The sequence below is a fragment of the Providencia sp. SP181 genome (genome assembly GCF_050446505.1).
Lineage (GTDB): Bacteria > Pseudomonadota > Gammaproteobacteria > Enterobacterales > Enterobacteriaceae > Providencia > Providencia vermicola.
The window spans coordinates 360,736-379,205 of the sequence record NZ_JBBPXM010000001.1; the positions used below are offsets into that span (position 1 = coordinate 360,736).

Sequence of the window (18,470 nt, forward strand, 5' to 3'; positions counted from 1 at the left end):
CGTTAGAAATTACGCTTAAACTTACTTATTATTTTGCGCAATAATTTGACATAAAACAAACTGTATTAGCTTAAACGTTTGATGAGCAGGTTAATTATCCATTTGCTGCTCAACAATTTGATGACTCTCCCTACTAGGCCTGCGGGGCCATATGTGAGTAAGAACAGAAAAAGAAGCTTAAACGCTTTCGCTAAAATACGTTGTTTTGCGTATTTTTTAATTTGCTGATGCGGTATGTTCGGCATATTGTGTACCCCAATTTCCTATACACAAAAATAAAAGGGATTTGGTCAAAACCTCACCCCTTTTTGTGATGGCTATATAATGATTATAAATCGCGGAATTTACTGTTTACAGTATAGGTGTCTGAAGTGACATAACGCTCAATTTGGCGTAGCTTCATTTCACCTGATTTCAGTTGCATATCGATTTGATTAATCAAGCTGCTAACTTCAGGACCAATATCTTGCTCAGATCGATACCCACTTGGTGCGGTTTCCACCACAAAACACATAACAATATAAAGAATTAATGTGATACCAAAGCTCACAAATAAAGCCAATACGGCCAGTGCCCTGACCAACGCAACAGGTAATTCTAAATATTCCGCAATACCAGAACAGACACCACCAAACACGCGTCTGTCTGACAAACGGTAAAGTTTACGGTTGCGAAGTTGAGTCATTATTTTTGCCTCCAATTCGGGTGTTCTGCATCCAAAATATCTTCAAGTGTCTTAATACGTTGTTGCATGCGCGAAGCTTGCTCAGCAAGTTGCATTAAACGCTGCACTTCATTTTCGGTTAGCTGGCTCCCCTGTCCGTTATTTTTTTTGCTGTAGTGCAACCACAACCAAACAGGCAGAACAAAAATAACAAAAATGATTAATACGAGAGACAGTAAAACGTAGCCCATCACATTTCCTTATCAATATGGTTAGTCTATTTGCCACTCTGGCACAAAACACCAAAGTGGCAAAATACAATTACTGGTCTTTATTAATTTTAGCTTTAAGTGCCGCTAACTGTGCGCTAATTTCATCATCCGCTTTAAGCTCAGCAAATTGCTGATCCAATGATTTTTGTTTTCCAATACCATAACTTTGCGCTTCACCTTCCATATGGTCAATACGGCGCTCAAACTGCTCAAAACGAGCCATTGCCTCATCCATTTTACCACTGTCTAATTGACGGCGGACATTACGGCTAGATTGCGCAGCTTCCATTCGAACTACCATAGATTGCTGCTTCGCACGCGTCTCTTGCAATTTATTTTCTAATTCTGAAATTTCACCTTTTAAGCGAGTCAATGTTTCATCAACAATAATCAGTTCATGTTTTAATGTATCAACCATTGCACTGACTTTTTGCTTTTCAATTAACGCCGCACGCGCTAAATCTTCTTTGTCCTTGACCAGAGCTAATTCAGCTTTTTCTTGCCAATCTGCAACTTGTTTTTCGCCCATTTCGATACGGCGTTCTAAGCCTTTTTTCTCTGCTAACGTACGCGCAGACGTTGAGCGAATTTCAACTAACATGTCTTCCATTTCCTGAATCATCAGGCGGATCATTTTTTGCGGATCTTCAGCTTTATCTAGCAGTGAAGCGATATTTGCATTAATGATGTCGGCAAAACGTGAAAAAATACCCATTATTTATTTCCTCTTGATGGATTTATCATTTCTGCAGCGCCTGACCTGATGTGGCTTCCAGCCAATCTGACGCTCCGTAAGTGAAACAATTTATTTTATGATACTCAATCTTTGGTACATCTTTCTAACTACTTCTTACCTATAACTTAGCAACCTACGTGCCAACTTTTTAAATTTTAAATAATCAATTGATTTTATTATGTTTAATAAAAAATCTTTACATCAAGCAGGTTTCGTTTATAGTTAAACCATCGGTCAAATAAACCAATTATTGGTAAATATAACCATGAAACAGACTAATGATACGATCCTCGGAGTTTCCAGTAATTTTTTAGATGTTCTCGAGCAAACATCCGAACTTGCCCAATTAAACAAACCTGTACTCGTCATTGGTGAACGTGGTACAGGTAAAGAATTGATAGCAGACCGCTTACATTACCTTTCTCCCCGTTGGCAAGAAGCCTTTATCTCTCTCAACTGCAGTGGACTCAATGAGAATTTACTGGATTCTGAACTATTCGGCCACGAAGCAGGTTCATTTACGGGTGCACAAAAGCGCCATCAAGGGCGTTTTGAACGCGCAGACAAAGGCTCATTATTCCTTGATGAACTCGCTACTGCGCCAATGTCAGTGCAAGAAAAGCTATTAAGAGTCATCGAATACGGTGAATTAGAACGTGTTGGGGGTAGCCAATCTCTGCGAGTTGATGTGCGTTTGATTTGTGCGACCAATGCCAATTTACCTGAGCTCGCCAAGCAAGGCAGATTTCGTGCCGATTTGCTCGATAGGCTTGCATTTGATGTCATCCGTATTCCTCCCCTACGCGAACGTCAGCCAGATATCTTATTATTAGCAGAACACTTTGCCATTTTAATGTGTGGGGAGTTAAAACGTTCGCATTTTACAGGATTTACACCTGACGCAGAGCAAGCATTATTGCAATACCCTTGGCCAGGAAATGTGCGAGAATTGAAAAATGTCATTGAGCGTTCAGTATACCGCCATGGAGATCAAGCGACTCCCGTCAACACCATTATTTTCAACCCATTTGGCGAAAAGCTAGCTGAGCTACATGAGACACCCACTAGCAAGGTTGACGTCGTGCCCGCACATTGCACTCTGCCAACACTCCCTTGTGATTTGCGACAATGGCAGCAACAGACTGAAAAACAGCTACTTGAACGTGCTCTCATCGCGAGTCACTACAATCAACGCAAAGCGGCCCAATCCCTATCCCTAAGCTATGATCAATTGCGAGGATTGGTAAAAAAATATCAAATTGAAAATGAATAGATATACCTAAAACAATATTCAGCGATATTGTTTTAGGTATTTACTCTCCTGATTTTTTAATTAATATTCAGAGAATATTTTTTCTTACTAAATATTTCAGTACTTTCAGTGTTTCTATTAATGTAATTACGTATTTACTCATAATAACAAATCATTATCCGATGCTTATTGAAATACGATTATTCACTTTTCATTTTACACCTTAATAAAAATATAATATTCATATAGTTCTATAACTAAAGCTCATTGACCAAACAAAAATTAACAATGAAAATCAGCATTAAGAAAACATTAGCGTTTTATTTATATACATTCGTTTTATCCAAATAGTTTATGATTTTATTTTTAATTCTTTATTCAAAGACGAAAATCATGTGGATATAAAACCTTTTTTCAATTTTTTTTATTTATTTTTACATATTGACATAATTCCCCACAACGAAAAATATATTTATATGGTATTTATGTTAATACTATTGCATAGCACAAGGAGCTTATTATGAAAAAACTAAACATATTTGCTATCCCTTGGTTGCTCCTAGGGATGTCTGCTATGACCCATGCCGAATCATTGATGCGTACATTTAGCTATTGCGATGCTTCTTTTTTTAAAAAAATAAATGAATACCCTGTACTTGAAGATATTTCAAAAACACTAAAACATACAAACATTAATGATAGCCCTTCACTTTCAGTTGACCTTCATTTTTCGCCAACAGGTTTTGTCACCTTTAACCGTTTTTTTGTTAGCCACAGTGACTTCGATAAGTATGATAATTTTACTTATATGGGGATGCGTGGGCAGTATTATTTTTGGGGGTTTGAAACAACACAAAGTCTTGATGAAGTCATCCGCTATACATCCTCAAAAATTAGCATTCTAAAAATAGGCAATAGCTATATTTATGCACCAATGATTAGACACAGTTTAGATGAAAAATGGGTATTTAATGAATATGCAGCTCAAAACTATGGGTTAAAACCTTATTCCGCGGAAAAAATGATGATTATCGAGAAAGATGAAAAACGCGGTGTCGTCCGCTTTTTATGTACACTACAAGGTAATGTTACAGAAGATGATTTAAAATTTGTTGGTTTAGACAAACCTGCTCAGCCATAATAGTCATAAAATGACAAGCCGTAGCCTTTTCTTATAAAAAGAACAAAAAAAAGCCAGCACCCAAGCTGGCTATCAAATAAAACACTGGAAGCAATGTGAGCAATGTCATGCCTTGTCACTATAGGTATACACCTAAGTGACAAAGCGAATGATAATAGTTATCAGTGTCATTTGTAAAGCTTTTTAATGCGATTTTTTCTCATTCAGACATACTTCAATGATAAACATCATAATTTTATTATTATCAGTTTTATCTAGATGGCTTTTCGTTCAGCGTTAACGTCAAATTTTTGCTTATACCCTGTTTGCTCTTTTTTACGCTACAATAGGTCAATTCAGGTTAACGATATCAGTGTTATGCGCCGACTAACTCTTTGCTTTTTATTTCTCATTCTTACATCTGCCAATGCGCTCAGTAACCAAGAGCGGTTTACAGATATTGTCGCTAATGAAGTCCCTGCAGATATTCGCCAGAAAGGTTTCATTTACTGTGTGAATGGGATTGTGACAACTTTTAACCCTCAACTCGTCAGTAGTGGGTTAATCGTTGATCCGCTAGGCGCACAAATTTATGACCGCTTACTGGATGTCGACCCATTTACATATCGTCTCATTCCAGAACTCGCTGAACGCTGGGAAGTGTTTGATAATGGCGCGACCTATCGTCTTTACCTAAGAAAAGATGTTAAGTTCCAAGAAACACCTTGGTTTACCCCTTCACGCAATATGAACGCAGATGATGTGGTTTTTAGCTTTGCTCGGATGTTTGAAGTTAACCATCCTTATCATTATATTAATGGCGGTCGTTATCCTTACTTTGATAGCCTGCAATTTGCCAGCAGTGTACAAAGCATTCGCAAAATTAATAATTACACCGTGGAATTTCGCCTAAATTCCCCTGATGCATCATTCTTATGGCATTTAGCGACTCACTACGCCCCTATTCTCTCGGCTCAGTATGCTGACTCGCTATCAAGTGTTAATCGCCAAGAATTGATTGATTGGCGCCCCATTGGTACAGGGCCATTTAAGCTAGATGACTACCAAGCCGGCCAATTTGTTCGCTTGCTAAGAAATGATCATTACTGGAAAGGCCAGCCACGTATGGAAGAAGTCGTGATCGATATGGGCGCTGGAGGCACAGGACGTATTTCAAAGCTGCTCACAGGGGAGTGTGATGTGTTAGCTTACCCTGCTGCGAGTCAACTAAAAGTCCTACGAGATGACCCTCGCCTGCGCATCTCCATGCGTTCAGGGATGAATATTGCCTATTTGGCGTTTAATACAAGCAAGCCGCCGCTGGATCAACTCAAAGTTCGTCAAGCGATTGCTTACGCCATTAATAATGAGCGACTGATGCAATCGATTTATTATGGCACCGCAGAAACAGCAGCATCAATCTTACCACGTGCATCTTGGGCTTATGATAACCAAGCTAAAATTACAGATTACAACCCTGAACTTTCCAAGCAAATGCTACAAGATATGGGGTTAGAAAATCTGAAATTAGATTTGTGGGTGCCTATTGCCTCACAATCGTATAATCCAAGCCCATTAAAAATGGCAGAGCTTATTCAAGCAGACTTAGCCCAAGTTGGCATCACCATGAATATCCGCTCAGTAGAAGGCCGCTTCCAAGAGAATCAGCTAATGGATAGAACTCACGATATGACATTAGCAGGTTGGACAACAGACAGTAACGACCCTGATAGTTTTTTCCGCCCGTTACTCAGTTGTGCAGCAATTGGTTCACAAACTAACTTAAGTCATTGGTGTAACCCCATATTTGATGAAGTTCTGCATAAAGCACTACTGACCCAACAATTAGCCTCACGGATTGATTACTACCATCAAGCTCAGCAAATTTTAGGTGAGGACTTACCTATTTTACCATTAGCCTATTCATTACGATTACAAGCTTATCGTTATGATATGAAAGGACTCGTGATCAGTGCCTTTGGTAATACTTCATTTGCAGGGGTATATCGTGAAATGGAACAAAAACCGAAAGTGGCACCGAAAAAACAAGGGGGGCAACCATGATTATTTACTCATTGCGCCGCTTTTTGTTATTACTGGTTACCGTCTTCTTTTTGTCATTGGTCAGTTTTAGCCTGAGCTACTTCACCCCTAATGCCCCGCTCAGCGGTGCCTCACTCTTAGATGCCTATATTTTCTACTTTGACGGTTTATTGCATTTTGATTTTGGTGTGTCCAGTATTAATGGTGAACCTATTACCGAACAACTTAAAGACACATTTCCTGCCACAATGGAGTTGTGCATTTTGGCATTTATTTTTGCTTTAACAACAGGTATCCCCCTTGGCATTATTGCTGCATTTTGGCGTAACAAACCCGCAGATATTGCCATTAGTGTGTTTGCCTTACTGGGTTTTTCCGTTCCTGTATTTGTTTTAGCTCTGGTACTGACTTTATTTTTCTCATTACATCTTGGCTGGCTTCCAGTTTCAGGCCGTATTGACCTATTATATAACCTAAAACCAGTCACTGGTTTTGCACTAATTGATGCATGGCTCTCTGAATCACCTTATCGTAAAGACATGATAATCAATGTGTTAGAACATATGATTTTACCTGTACTCACCCTCGCCTTAGCGCCAACGACTGAAGTCATTCGCTTAGTGAGAAACAGCACTGAAGAAATTGCAAGTGAAAACTATATCAAAGCTGCGGCTATCCGCGGGCTTTCTCGCCTTAAAATAATTCGCCGTCATATTTTTCATAATGCTATTCCCCCCATAATACCAAAGCTGGGTCTGCAATTTTCCACTATGCTTACACTCACCATGGTTACTGAATTAGTGTTTAACTGGCCAGGGCTTGGACGTTGGCTTGTCACTGCTATCCGACAAGAAGACTACTCCGCAATCTCTGCAGGTGTTATGTTAATTGGCGCACTCGTCATTACTGTCAACGTGTTATCCGATATTTTAGGCGCAATGATGGACCCGTTAAAACATAAGGATTGGTATGTCCTCAGATAATTTTTATCGTGAACAGAAAATGCCATCCCCTGCGCGGGTGGTATGGAATTTATTTTCATCAGACATCGTTTCGATGGTTGGCTTTTTTGGTGTGCTATTTTTGCTTATTTTGTGTTTTATCGGTCCTTATCTCGCACCTTACGCCTTAGATCAACAATTTTTAGGGTATCAATTAACGCCACCATCGTGGTCACATTACGGTGAAGTTGCTTTCTTCTTCGGCACAGATGATCTTGGCCGTGATATTTTAAGCCGCTTATTAATCGGGACTAAATCGACTTTTGGCTCTGCAATCCTTGTCACTTTTATTGCCACTGTTATCGGTTTAGTTCTAGGCTGCCTTGCAGGAATGACGAAAGGGTTAAAATCTGCCGTATTTAATCATATCCTCGACACTCTCTTATCTATCCCATCCTTACTGTTAGCGATTATTGTTGTCGCATTTATGGGAGCAAGTCTTGAAAATGCCATGTTGGCCATCTGCCTAGCATTGATACCGCGAATGGTAAGAACAATTTACGTTGCGGTGCATGATGAGTTAGACAAAGAATATATCGTTGCTGCCCGCCTTGATGGCGCATCTAACATTTTTATTTTGTGGTATACCGTATTACCGAACATTACCCCTATCTTAGTCACGGAATTAACCCGAGCGCTATCTATCGCTATTCTTGATATTGCCGCTTTAGGTTTTTTAGATTTAGGCGCACAGTTACCCTCTTCGGAATGGGGAGCCATGCTAGGTGATACCTTAGAATTGATTTATGTTGCCCCTTGGACAGTAATTTTACCTGGGGTCGCTATCATGATAAGTGTTTTATTTGTAAACTTACTAGGTGACGGATTACACCGAGCCATCAATGCGGGGGTTGAATAATGCCGCTCTTAGACATCCGCAATTTAACGATTGAGTTTATGACTGCCAACGGCCCTGTCAAAGCCGTTGACCGTGTCTCTATGACACTTTCTGAAGGTGAAATTCGCGGTTTAGTCGGTGAGTCTGGCTCAGGGAAAAGCTTGATTGCCAAAGCCATTTGTGGCGTAACAAAAGATAACATCCGCGTTACTGCCGACCGCTTTCGCTTCCAAGATATTGACTTATTAAAGCTTAGCCCCCGCAAGCGCCGTAAGTTAATTGGCCACAATATTTCGATGATATTCCAAGAACCACAATCGTGCTTAGACCCTGCAGCTGACATAGGTAAACAGCTCATTCAATCCATTCCTGGTTGGACTTATAAAGGCCGCTGGTGGCAACGTTTTAACTGGAGAAAACGTCGTGCAATTGAGCTTTTGCATCGGGTTGGTATTAAAGATCATAAAGATATCATGCACAGCTATCCTTATGAGCTAACAGATGGTGAGTGCCAAAAAGTCATGATAGCGATTGCTATCGCTAACCAACCTCGCTTGTTAATTGCAGATGAACCCACAAATGCCATGGAATCCACTACACAGGCACAGATTTTCCGCCTGCTAGATAAGCTGAATCAAAATAATAACATGGGGATTTTGCTAATCAGTCATGATATGGAAATGATGTCAAAATTAGTAGACCGCATTAATGTTTTATATTGTGGACAAACCGTGGAAAGTGCGACACCTGAAGATATCTTACAGCGACCACGCCACCCTTATACCCAAGCTTTGATTCGATCTATTCCTGATTTTGAAAGCCCAATCCCCCATAAAGGCCGTTTAAATACCTTGCCTGGCGCAATTCCATCATTAGAACATTTACCTATTGGCTGCCGGCTTGGGCCACGTTGTCCTTATGCACAGCGCACCTGTATTGAAGCCCCACAGCTACGTAATATCAAAAACCATTTAGTGGCTTGCCATTACCCACTCAATACTGAGGAGCAACCCTAATGGAAACGTTATTGGAAGTCCGTAATCTAACGAAAACCTTTCGGTTTCGTGAAGGTTTGTTCCATCGCCACGAACTGCAAGCCGTTAAGCCGATTAGCTTTAATTTACAAGCAGGCCAGACCCTGGCAATTATTGGAGCTAATGGTTCAGGAAAATCAACATTAGCCCGGATGCTCTCTGGGGTTGTAGAACCCACCAGCGGAGATATCATGATCCGCGGACAGCGTCTAAATTTTGGTGATTATAGTTACCGTAGTCAACGTATCCGTATGATCTTCCAAGACCCTAGTACCTCACTGAACCCCCGACAACGTATCGGCCAAACTTTGGAGTTACCGTTAAAGCTAAATACAGATTTAACAGGTATAGAGCGTGAAAGACGAATTATCCAAACGTTGCGCCAAGTCGGATTGTTAGCAGATCACGCAGAATATTACCCACATATGCTAGCGTCAGGGCAAAAACAACGTATCGCCCTTGCTCGCGCGCTTATTTTACAACCCGAAATTATCGTGGCGGATGAAGCACTGGCCTCACTTGATATGTCCATGCGCTCGCAAATTATTAACTTAATGTTAGACTTACAAGCCAAACATGACATCGCTTATATCTATGTAACTCAACACCTTGGGATGATGAAACATATTAGTGATAAAATGCTTGTGATGGATAAAGGCGAGGTTGTGGAGCGTGGCAATACAGCAGAAGTACTTGCCGCTCCACTTCACGATGTGACCCGCCGTTTAATTGAGAGCCACTTTGGCGAACCTCTGTCAATTGATGCGTGGCGGCAAGACCTGTAACCTCTAGCTACTTTCTATAAAATTGTACAACACTAAATGATAGTCTATGGATTAAAGAGGAAAGGGAAAAGGAATGAGCATTCAAATAGATATGGTACGTATCAGTAATTTTCGTGGCATTTCAACCCTTTAAAATACTCAAAAAGCAACTGCATATGCATTACAAGGCATAGCCGAAATACACGCATTAGATGATGAAAACATAGAAGCATTATCTGTTATCAATACAATTACAAATTTGACTGCAAGTCGTTTCGATAAGAATATTGAAGGAGAAATCACCCTAAATAAAATGGTTATAATTGCAAGAAATCGTTTTATTTTTCGCCAGTTACCCTAAACAGCGAATGATGCCTTGGGGAGATCAAAAACATCAACAAAAATCCCGCTTTCTTATTGAGATTGAATCTTAGCTACTTGGTTAAGGAATATCATTATCTCCTTAACCAACATACTTATGACAAAGTAACCTTAACGAGCCACTGTGACGTTCGCCTTAATATGTTTAAGGTGAACGACAATCGTAAAGGTGACAATCACCAATAAAGACCACGCTCCCCATTTGCCCGCATGCACCATTGACCATGCACCAATTTGGTTGGGATACTGCCAAACACCGAAAAAAGTCCCAAAATTTTCGGCTAGCCAAATAAAAAAACCGATTAACATAAAGGCAAGTAATAAAGGCATTTTGCGCTCTTTATCAAGTGGAGTATAAAAAACCACACTCCGTGCATACAAACCAAAAATAAAGGCGGTTAAATACCAACGATAATCGTCAATATAATGATGGCTAAAAAAATTAATATAAATCGCCAGTGCGACACACGTTGCCATCCAATAGGGTGGGTAATGTTCAATTCTAACTTTAAAAAAACGCCATGATTGAATAATGTAACTCCCCACAGCAGCATACATAAACCCCGTAAATAAAGGAACCCCCCAAAGTTTAGTCAATGCTGCATCGGGATATTGCCATGACGCTATGGTTGCGGACGTTTTAAATAACTCCATCATAAATCCGACCAAATGAAACACACAAATCGCCTTTAGTTCATCCCATGTTTCTAATTTTGACCACACTAATATGGCCTGAAATACGACAGCAAAAATCAGCAAGGCATCATAACGGGGTAATCCTAAAATACCTTTTGCGGGCACTAAAAATAGTGCTAAAAAGAAAAAACCAGCGAATAAACAAGAACGTGCATTGATAAGGCCAAAAAACCAAAATTCTAAAATAAAACGTTTAATGCCACGACTATTACTTGGCGTATGTGCCATGAGTTTTTGGTCTAATTTACCTAAAAATTTGAGCTTATGACTCATACTCCCCATTTATTCACTCACTTATTATTTAAATTTATTATTAATTTTTATGTGCCAATAAGTGAAGAATTTTATCAAATTAGTTTTTAATTCGATAAGGTAACTATCTTAAATCTCTTTGATTTTTTTCATTTTCAGTATGAATATCCAAATCTACGCGACAAGGCATTATTCACACTCCTTTTTATTTAAATTCACCTTTTATGGCATAACTCGCACCCGATGGCAATTTGCTAACAGAAAGTAGTGATATACTTAACAAGAGAGATTTTTATTTGCTAATTATTACCCATTTCAAAACTTAGGAGTCCTATGATGAAATTGTATTACGCTCCCGGTGCTTGTTCTCTTTCTCCACATATTATTTTGCGTGAAACTGGATTAGATTTCTCGATTGAACGTGTAAACATCAAAGAGAAAAAAACAGAGAAAGGTGAAGATTTCTTAGCAATAAACCCGAAAGGCCAAGTTCCTACTCTAGTGTTAGATAATGGGGATCAACTTACTGAAGGTGCTGTTATTGTTCAGTATCTTGCAGATCAAAAACCAGATAGAAATCTGATTGCTCTTGCTGGCTCAATGAAACGCTACCATCAAATGGAAGCGTTAAATTTCATCTCAACAGAACTTCATAAAAACTTCTCGCCTTTATTTACCCCTGGAACACCTGAGGATTATAAAGAAACAGCTCGCAAAGTATTATTGAATAAATTCAAATATGCTGACTCCGTATTAGCAAAGCAGGCGTTCTTTGCTGGCGACAATTTTAGCGTAGCAGATGCCTATTTATTTACAGTTAGTGGATGGGCAAAACACGTTGGCTTAGATTTATCAAGCTTAACGCATTTACAAGATTACATTACTAAAGTTGCAAAACGCCCGAATGTCCAAGAGGCACTAAAAGCAGAAGGTTTAATCTAAGATTTCAATCATAGCGCCCTAAAACTAGGGCGCTATTTTATTTCTAGTCAAAAACAGATAAATCAGTCTACCTGAGTGGCACAAAACTTGTGTTCTGGATTAACCATTTTATCTTGAGCTGCCACCAGTTGCAGTTCGTACTCACCCATTTCTTTTGTTTTAATCATTACTTCATAAACTGCAGCTGCAACATGTTCTAGTCCTTTATTAAGGGGTTCACCTTTTAATAAATTCACTAGCATCAAGCCACTCGTCAAATCGCCCACCCCTACAGGTTGCTTCTCGCCGAAATCAACTAATGGACGACTAACATGCCAGCTATGCTCCGCAGTAACCAAAATCATTTCAAAACGATCAGCCCTATAGGCTGCACGGCTCAAATGTTTCACAAGAATAATTTTGGGACCTTTATGACAAAGTTCTCTTGCTGCGCCAATGGCCTCTTCTACCGTCTTGATTGTTCTACCTGCGAGTGTTTCTAATTCAAGTAAGTTTGGTGCAATAACATCACTTGCCGCCAATGCTCTTTCACATAAGAATTCAGCAACGCCAGGAGCAACAATACAGCCTTTCTCAGGATGCCCCATTACTGGATCACAAAAATACAGGGCTTGTGGATTGGAAGCTTTCACTTTTTTCACGATCGCAAGTATATCGTCACCTTGTTCCGCGGAACCGATATAACCACTTAATACGGCATCACAGATTTCAAGTTTATGAATTTTAGCAAGCCCTTCAACAATGTCTGTTAAATGCTGAGCAGGAAATACGGTTCCCGTCCATTGAGGGTATTGCGTGTGATTAGAAAATTGTACGGTATTGAGTGGCCACACATCTACGCCCATACGGCACATAGGGAATGCAGCAGCACTGTTTCCTGCATGGCCGAAAACAACATGGGATTGAATTGATAATACGCTTTTCATTAAGAACCCAGAGAATTGTTATATCGAATGAAGAGAAATCAGTGATTAGCCATTGCTAATATGAATATACCCCAAATAATTCAAATTGCATGTCGTCGAAAAGAGAAGATAACCTGATGAACATATATAAGCATGTCATCAAGCTAGCTAAGTTCAGTTAACACCCATGCAACTTGAAATATGACGAGTATAGCCTGGAAAACTCCCCAGGCTGATATTACAAAGGTTAGTCAGAGCTATTTCCAATTAATTAAGCAGTCGTTTTTCTTACCACGACGGATCAAGGTATAACGGCCAAACAAACGGTCTGCGTCTGTAAAGACATACATTGGCTCAGTCTGTTTTTGACCATTGATAGAAACCGCATTAGAGCTAATTGCTGTTCTTGCTTGCCCACGTGATGGCGTTAATTCTGAATCAACTAATGCTTGTTGCAGGTCAGCACCCTCTTCTAAAGTGATGCATGGCATACCATCTTGTGCTAGTTGTTCAAGATCTGCTTCTGTTAAATCAGAAACCGCACCAGAGAACAAGCTTTCAGTAATGCGTTTAGCAGCCGCTAAACCCGCTTCGCCGTGAACTAATTTAGTCACCTGCTCCGCTAAAACGTATTGCGCACGTGGTGCTTTACCACTGTTTTTATCTTCTTCTTCCAGCGCGTTAATTTCATCGAGTTCCATGAAGGTGAAGAACTTGAGGAAGCGATAAACGTCTGCATCCGCAGTATTAATCCAGAACTGGTAGAATTTGTATTGGCTGGTTTTTTTCGGATCTAACCAAACTGCACCACCCTCAGTTTTACCGAATTTAGTCCCATCAGCTTTAGTGATCAGCGGAACGGTCATGCCAAACACTTGGTTTTGATGAAGACGGCGAGTTAAATCGATACCAGAGGTAATGTTACCCCATTGGTCGGAACCACCAATTTGCAGTTCTACACCCATTTCATGGTTCATATTTGCAAAGTCATAACCTTGTAATAGGTTATACGCAAATTCAGTAAAAGAGATACCAACATCATCACGGTTAAGACGTTGCTTAACGGATTCACGGTTAATCATTTGATTAACCGAAAAATGCTTACCAATATCACGTAAGAAAGTCAGTACATCCATTTTGCCAAACCAATCATAGTTGTTAGCAAGACGCGCACTGTTATCACCACAATCAAAGCTTAAAAATGGTGAAACTTGGTTACGGATTTTTTCTACCCACTCTTGAACGGTTTCTGCGGTATTTAATTTACGTTCAGTAGCTTTAAAGCTCGGATCACCAATAAGGCCCGTTGCGCCACCTACCAACGCCACAGGCTTGTGCCCGGCTAGTTGGAATCGTTTTAAACACAGCAAAGGAACCAGATGTCCCAAATGCAAGCTGTCAGCGGTAGGATCGAAACCACAATAGAGAGAGATAGGGCCCTGCGCCAGTCTCTCTGCTAACGCATCCTCATCCGTTACCTGGGCAACGAGGCCCCGCTCTTGCAATTGTTTAATCAGGTTATTGCTAGACATCAATGACTCCATCTGTTGTATTTTGTCTATCTACTTTAGTTTGAATGGCCAACGCGTTTTTGATGGATCTCACAAACGCGCCAGTATAATTTGTCAATTTTCTTAAACGAGTCTATAGCATAAAGCGCATATCAATTAAGTGCCAGCTAAAAAACATGATCCTAAGGGGCTAATCTATCAATTTTCCAGCCTTCCCCTTCCCTTTGGTATAAAAAACGGTCATGTAGGCGGTGAGCACCACCTTGCCAAAATTCGACACTATCAAATACCACACGAAAGCCCCCCCAAAAACTCGGCAAAGGCACTTCTCCATTTTTAAACTTTTGTTTTAATTCTAAAAATTTACCTTCTAAAATTCCTCTTGCTGAAATTTTAGAAGATTGTTCAGATGCCCAGGCTGCAATTTGGCTATCTTTAGGCCGGCTGTGGAAATATTTAACCACCTCAATCGGATTTAAACGTTCAGCAACGCCCGTAAAGTTCACTTGACGTTCAAGTGGATACCATGGGAAGTGCAAACTTATTTTATTATTTTTTTCAAGGTGTTGTGCCTTACGACTTCCCATATTGGTGTAAAATACTAAGCCCTTATCATCAAAATGCTTTAACAGTACTATCCGTTGATAGGGTTGCCCAGTTTCATCCACTGTCGCCACTGACATCGCAGTCGGGTCACTTAGTCGCGCCTCACACGCCTGTTTCATCCATAATTCAAAAAGGGTTAATGGGTTAGCCGTTAAGTCACTGCGTCGTAGACCGCCTTTTGTGTACTCACGACGAATAGAGGCGAGATCGACTTCACTTATCTCATTCATTTGATATCCTTTAATTCGATTATTTCTAGTCACTATTTTTAGGGTACACTGCACCTAAAACGGTTTCCCTTGTCGCGCCTGTCACTGAAGCAAGATTACCTGATAACCCAGCGACAGTACGTGCTGCTAACCAAGCAAACGCCAAAGCTTCCATATCATCACCACTAAGACCAAACTTATCACTTGCCGCTACTTCAATACCAGGTAACAGAGCTGATAAACGCTGCATCAAAAAGGCGTTTTTAGCGCCTCCACCACACACAATTAGCCGCTCACTTCCACCACATAATAAAACTTGTTCAGCAATAGAAGCTGCGGTGAGCTCACACAGTGTGGTTTGTACGTCCTGGGCAGATATTGAAGGGAACGCGACTAAATGTTGTTCTAGCCATTGCATATTAAAATATTCACGCCCTGTACTTTTTGGCGATGACCGTTTGAAGTAAGGATCATTCATCATGTTTTTAAGTAACAAATTATTAATATGACCCTGACTAGCCCATTCACCATCATTATCAAACGATTTTTGCTTAATACGCCAAGTCCAAGTATCCATTAGCATATTACCTGGCCCTGTGTCATAGCCTTTTACATAAGCGCCTGGTAATAACGCTGTGATATTCGCTATCCCACCAATATTTAAAACAATACGTTTTTCAGTTGGATGGCCTAAAACGGCTAAGTGGAAAGCAGGCACTAAGGGAGCACCTTGACCGCCATAAGCCATATCCCGACGCCTAAAATCACCAACAGTCGTGATCCCTGTTAACGCTGCAACACGATTATTATCACCAAGTTGCATAGTAAATGGCTGTTCTCCGTCAGGTTCATGCCAAACTGTCTGCCCATGGCACCCAATTGCAATGATATCTGCCGAAGTTAACCCTGTTTTTACCAATAATTGATTAATCGCGTCTGCATAAAGTGAACCTAATTCGCGGTCTATCTTACCAATTTCAGATAGTGTTGTTTCTTGGCCTTGGCAGATGTTTAAAATTCTTTTTTTCAAGTCAATTGGAAATGTGACACTCAAACTGGACTGTTCTGCAACAAATTTATCGCTAATTGCGGCGAGAACAACATCAACTCCATCGAGACTAGTTCCTGACATAACCCCTATGTAACGACCTGACTTAATCATCATTCTTGTTCCTTCAGAGTGTACATTCGCTTTCAATTTCAGTTATTAAAGATTGTGCTTTGAAGGAGAATTTTGTCAACAATTCGATGTAATTTCTCGTGCTGCTTCGCAGGAATAATAAATATTTATTTTTAGAGCAGAAATTGCTTTACAACCTAAATAAAAATGGCGTTTTTTAATATATGGATTTAAAATTCTAAACATAATGTTTTGCAATAAAATAATCTGCTAAACATGAAAGTGTTTCAATTTTAAACAGGCACTATTCGGATGCGTTTTAGCTATCAATGCGAAAGACATTCATAAAATGACTGTTCGTGAGGTATGTTTAACAAAGCGTGCCTTACTCAATGAAATAATGTTGAATTTGAGATATTTTACCTAGTGTTTACACTCTATTTAAATCAGAATCAGTATTCTAACCATCGCTTTAAATACCATTATTTTGATAGTTGTTGTGTTGATGGTGAAAACAAATATACGATGCTATGTTAGTGCCACAAACAGCAAATCTCATAGGAGTTATTATGCTTAAGAAAGTTTTTGTAGGTGTTGTTGCAGTTGCAGCGTTATCAGGCTGTGTCAATACCAGTACACTTTCTGGTGATACTATTTCGGCCAATGACGCAAAACAGGTTCAAACTGTGACCTATGGTACTGTTTTGAACGCTCGCCCTGTGACTATTCAAGCTGGTGAAGATGGTAATGTCATCGGTGCAATTGGTGGTGCAGTTCTAGGTGGCTTATTAGGTAATACCATTGGTGGTGGTACAGGAAATACTCTTGCAACTGCAGCGGGTGCTATTGCTGGTGGTCTAGCTGGGCAACAAGCGCAAGGCGCCTTAAATAGAAGCCAAGGTGTTCAACTAGAGATCCGTTTAGACAGCGGTAAAAATATTGTTGTTGTACAAAAACAAGATCCTAGTACATTTCGTAATGGCCAACGTGTCATGATTGCAAATAGCGGAAATACAGTTACAGTATCCCCTCGCTAATTTTGTCATATTAATGATTAAAGCATGTTCACCGACGACAATGTCGGTGAACATCACTTATCATCTGCCATTCAATAACATTCAACTATCTATCACATATAGTATTATCTTCATTGATTAACTAATGATGCGCACGTTAATCTTTAGATTATTTGTGTATAAACTAAAAAGACTGACTTATTTTTCCTGCGCAACATTGATGCATGTTGATATTACCATAAACGTATTTTTCTATTCTAAGTACTAAATTCCATATTAAACTAGTTAATGACACATTTTTTAACCAATATGATTAAACCCCTTTCCTATTCACAATAGTTATAGCACATTAAAATTGATCCATTGAAATAATATCACTCATGACTTTAATGATTGAAGCAAAAGTATATAGGTTATATATATGCTGTTCAAACTATTTAAAGCTACGTTTGGCTAACAAACATAACAAACCAAATAATTACAAATCCATTTATTATTCATGATATAATATAAATATCATGAATCACTCTGTAAGCGAATAATATTCCTTTCAAGCTTTAATAAAAGTTGAGACAGTAGGTCAAGCTCCTCTTGGTTAATGTTACTTAATATTTCAATTCGCGTATTGTTAATCACTTGATCAACTGTTTTAATAAATGGCTCTGATTCCTCAGTTAGTTTGATTCTTTTTGCACGTCTATCATTTGCACAAGTATGCCTTGAAATGAGTTTTTTTTCCTCTAATTGGTCTAATGTTCTGACGAGCGACGGCTGCTCAATTCCTATGGCTTTCGCCAGTTGGATCTGTGATTGTTCAGGTGGTAGCTGGCTAATATTATGTAGTGTAACCCAATGAGTTTGCGTTAGTTTTAGTGGTTTTAATCGATGGTCAATTAATGCTCTCCACATGCGAACTACACGTGATAGCTCTGTCCCTATTTGTGATTCCAATTTACCCTCCTTTTATATAATTATAATGTCTAAAAAATATACCAGACTCATATTATTTTTTAAATTATATATTAATTTCCTTTTATGTTTACAACTTTTTATTGACGTAAAAGCTAACAAATACCTATTTGTAGTGATATCTCCATCAGCTTAAAGT

Annotated in this window: 19 protein-coding genes; 9 read left to right on the forward strand and 10 right to left on the reverse strand. The window is 39.5% G+C overall.

Going from position 1 to position 18,470, the window contains the following annotated elements; genetic code table 11:
• Positions 1 to 65 precede the first annotated feature (65 nt).
• From AABS66_RS01670 to pspA, 4 genes are all read right to left on the reverse strand, one after another.
• Positions 66 to 245: a hypothetical protein gene (locus tag AABS66_RS01670; RefSeq protein ID WP_430224471.1), complete on the reverse strand. Its 180-nt coding sequence runs from the start codon at positions 243 to 245 to the stop codon at positions 66 to 68.
• Positions 246 to 328: 83 nt separating this feature from the next.
• Positions 329 to 685, reverse strand: a complete 357-nt coding sequence (gene pspC / locus AABS66_RS01675; protein ID WP_206084066.1) for an envelope stress response membrane protein PspC — start codon at positions 683 to 685, stop codon at positions 329 to 331.
• Positions 685 to 915 carry an envelope stress response membrane protein PspB gene (pspB, locus tag AABS66_RS01680; protein WP_206084065.1) on the reverse strand — a complete coding sequence of 77 codons (231 nt, stop codon included), beginning with the start codon at positions 913 to 915 and terminating at the stop codon, positions 685 to 687. The genes pspC and pspB overlap by 1 nt, the downstream gene beginning before the upstream one ends.
• 70 nt (positions 916 to 985) lie before the next feature.
• Entirely contained in the window at positions 986 to 1,651 is a 666-nt protein-coding gene (gene pspA / locus AABS66_RS01685) for a phage shock protein PspA (protein ID WP_206084064.1), read from the reverse strand.
• Between the two features lie 286 nt (positions 1,652 to 1,937).
• Between pspA and pspF the strand changes: the two genes are divergently transcribed.
• The 7 genes from pspF to sapF all read left to right on the forward strand — a co-directional run bounded on the left by pspF (position 1,938) and on the right by sapF (position 9,745).
• Positions 1,938 to 2,945 carry a phage shock protein operon transcriptional activator gene (gene pspF, locus AABS66_RS01690; protein ID WP_272538594.1) on the forward strand — a complete coding sequence of 336 codons (1,008 nt, stop codon included), beginning with the start codon at positions 1,938 to 1,940 and terminating at the stop codon, positions 2,943 to 2,945.
• Between the two features lie 499 nt (positions 2,946 to 3,444).
• Positions 3,445 to 4,065: a hypothetical protein gene (locus AABS66_RS01695; protein WP_206084062.1), complete on the forward strand. Its 621-nt coding sequence runs from the start codon at positions 3,445 to 3,447 to the stop codon at positions 4,063 to 4,065.
• 357 nt (positions 4,066 to 4,422) lie between these two features.
• A complete protein-coding gene (sapA, locus tag AABS66_RS01700; RefSeq protein WP_272538595.1) occupies positions 4,423 to 6,108 on the forward strand; it encodes an ABC transporter substrate-binding protein SapA in 1,686 nt (561 codons plus the stop codon).
• Positions 6,105 to 7,070: a putrescine export ABC transporter permease SapB gene (gene sapB, locus AABS66_RS01705; RefSeq protein ID WP_206084060.1), complete on the forward strand. Its 966-nt coding sequence runs from the start codon at positions 6,105 to 6,107 to the stop codon at positions 7,068 to 7,070. The genes sapA and sapB overlap by 4 nt, the downstream gene beginning before the upstream one ends.
• The gene (sapC, locus tag AABS66_RS01710; RefSeq protein WP_206084059.1) at positions 7,057 to 7,947 is read left to right on the forward strand and encodes a putrescine export ABC transporter permease SapC; all 891 of its coding nucleotides are present in this window, start codon (positions 7,057 to 7,059) and stop codon (positions 7,945 to 7,947) included. The genes sapB and sapC overlap by 14 nt, the downstream gene beginning before the upstream one ends.
• Positions 7,947 to 8,942 carry a putrescine export ABC transporter ATP-binding protein SapD gene (sapD, locus tag AABS66_RS01715; protein ID WP_206084058.1) on the forward strand — a complete coding sequence of 332 codons (996 nt, stop codon included), beginning with the start codon at positions 7,947 to 7,949 and terminating at the stop codon, positions 8,940 to 8,942. The genes sapC and sapD overlap by 1 nt, the downstream gene beginning before the upstream one ends.
• Positions 8,942 to 9,745, forward strand: a complete 804-nt coding sequence (gene sapF, locus AABS66_RS01720; RefSeq protein ID WP_206084057.1) for a putrescine export ABC transporter ATP-binding protein SapF — start codon at positions 8,942 to 8,944, stop codon at positions 9,743 to 9,745. The genes sapD and sapF overlap by 1 nt, the downstream gene beginning before the upstream one ends.
• A gap of 471 nt (positions 9,746 to 10,216) precedes the next feature.
• On the opposite strand, the gene AABS66_RS01725 is transcribed toward sapF, so the two are convergent.
• Positions 10,217 to 11,083, reverse strand: coding sequence for a DUF817 domain-containing protein (locus AABS66_RS01725; protein WP_206084056.1), 867 nt, complete (start codon positions 11,081 to 11,083; stop codon positions 10,217 to 10,219).
• Positions 11,084 to 11,389: 306 nt separating this feature from the next.
• Between AABS66_RS01725 and gstA the strand changes: the two genes are divergently transcribed.
• Positions 11,390 to 11,995 carry a glutathione transferase GstA gene (gene gstA, locus AABS66_RS01730; protein ID WP_206084055.1) on the forward strand — a complete coding sequence of 202 codons (606 nt, stop codon included), beginning with the start codon at positions 11,390 to 11,392 and terminating at the stop codon, positions 11,993 to 11,995.
• 62 nt (positions 11,996 to 12,057) lie between these two features.
• On the opposite strand, the gene pdxY is transcribed toward gstA, so the two are convergent.
• The 4 genes from pdxY to anmK form a co-directional block, all read right to left on the reverse strand.
• The gene (pdxY, locus tag AABS66_RS01735) at positions 12,058 to 12,921 is read right to left on the reverse strand and encodes a pyridoxal kinase PdxY (protein WP_272538597.1); all 864 of its coding nucleotides are present in this window, start codon (positions 12,919 to 12,921) and stop codon (positions 12,058 to 12,060) included.
• A gap of 236 nt (positions 12,922 to 13,157) precedes the next feature.
• Positions 13,158 to 14,432, reverse strand: a complete 1,275-nt coding sequence (gene tyrS, locus AABS66_RS01740; RefSeq protein ID WP_206084053.1) for a tyrosine--tRNA ligase — start codon at positions 14,430 to 14,432, stop codon at positions 13,158 to 13,160.
• A 161-nt stretch (positions 14,433 to 14,593) separates the two neighbouring features.
• Positions 14,594 to 15,247, reverse strand: coding sequence for a pyridoxamine 5'-phosphate oxidase (pdxH, locus tag AABS66_RS01745; protein ID WP_225818251.1), 654 nt, complete (start codon positions 15,245 to 15,247; stop codon positions 14,594 to 14,596).
• 25 nt (positions 15,248 to 15,272) lie between these two features.
• Entirely contained in the window at positions 15,273 to 16,388 is a 1,116-nt protein-coding gene (anmK, locus tag AABS66_RS01750) for an anhydro-N-acetylmuramic acid kinase (RefSeq protein ID WP_430224566.1), read from the reverse strand.
• 527 nt (positions 16,389 to 16,915) lie between these two features.
• Here anmK and AABS66_RS01755 point away from each other — a divergent pair.
• On the forward strand, positions 16,916 to 17,383 hold the full coding sequence (locus AABS66_RS01755; protein WP_206084051.1) for a glycine zipper 2TM domain-containing protein: 468 nt from the start codon (positions 16,916 to 16,918) through the stop codon (positions 17,381 to 17,383).
• Between the two features lie 495 nt (positions 17,384 to 17,878).
• Here AABS66_RS01755 and slyA read toward each other — a convergent pair whose 3' ends face one another.
• Positions 17,879 to 18,313, reverse strand: coding sequence for a transcriptional regulator SlyA (gene slyA / locus AABS66_RS01760; protein WP_206084050.1), 435 nt, complete (start codon positions 18,311 to 18,313; stop codon positions 17,879 to 17,881).
• Positions 18,314 to 18,470 lie beyond the last annotated feature (157 nt).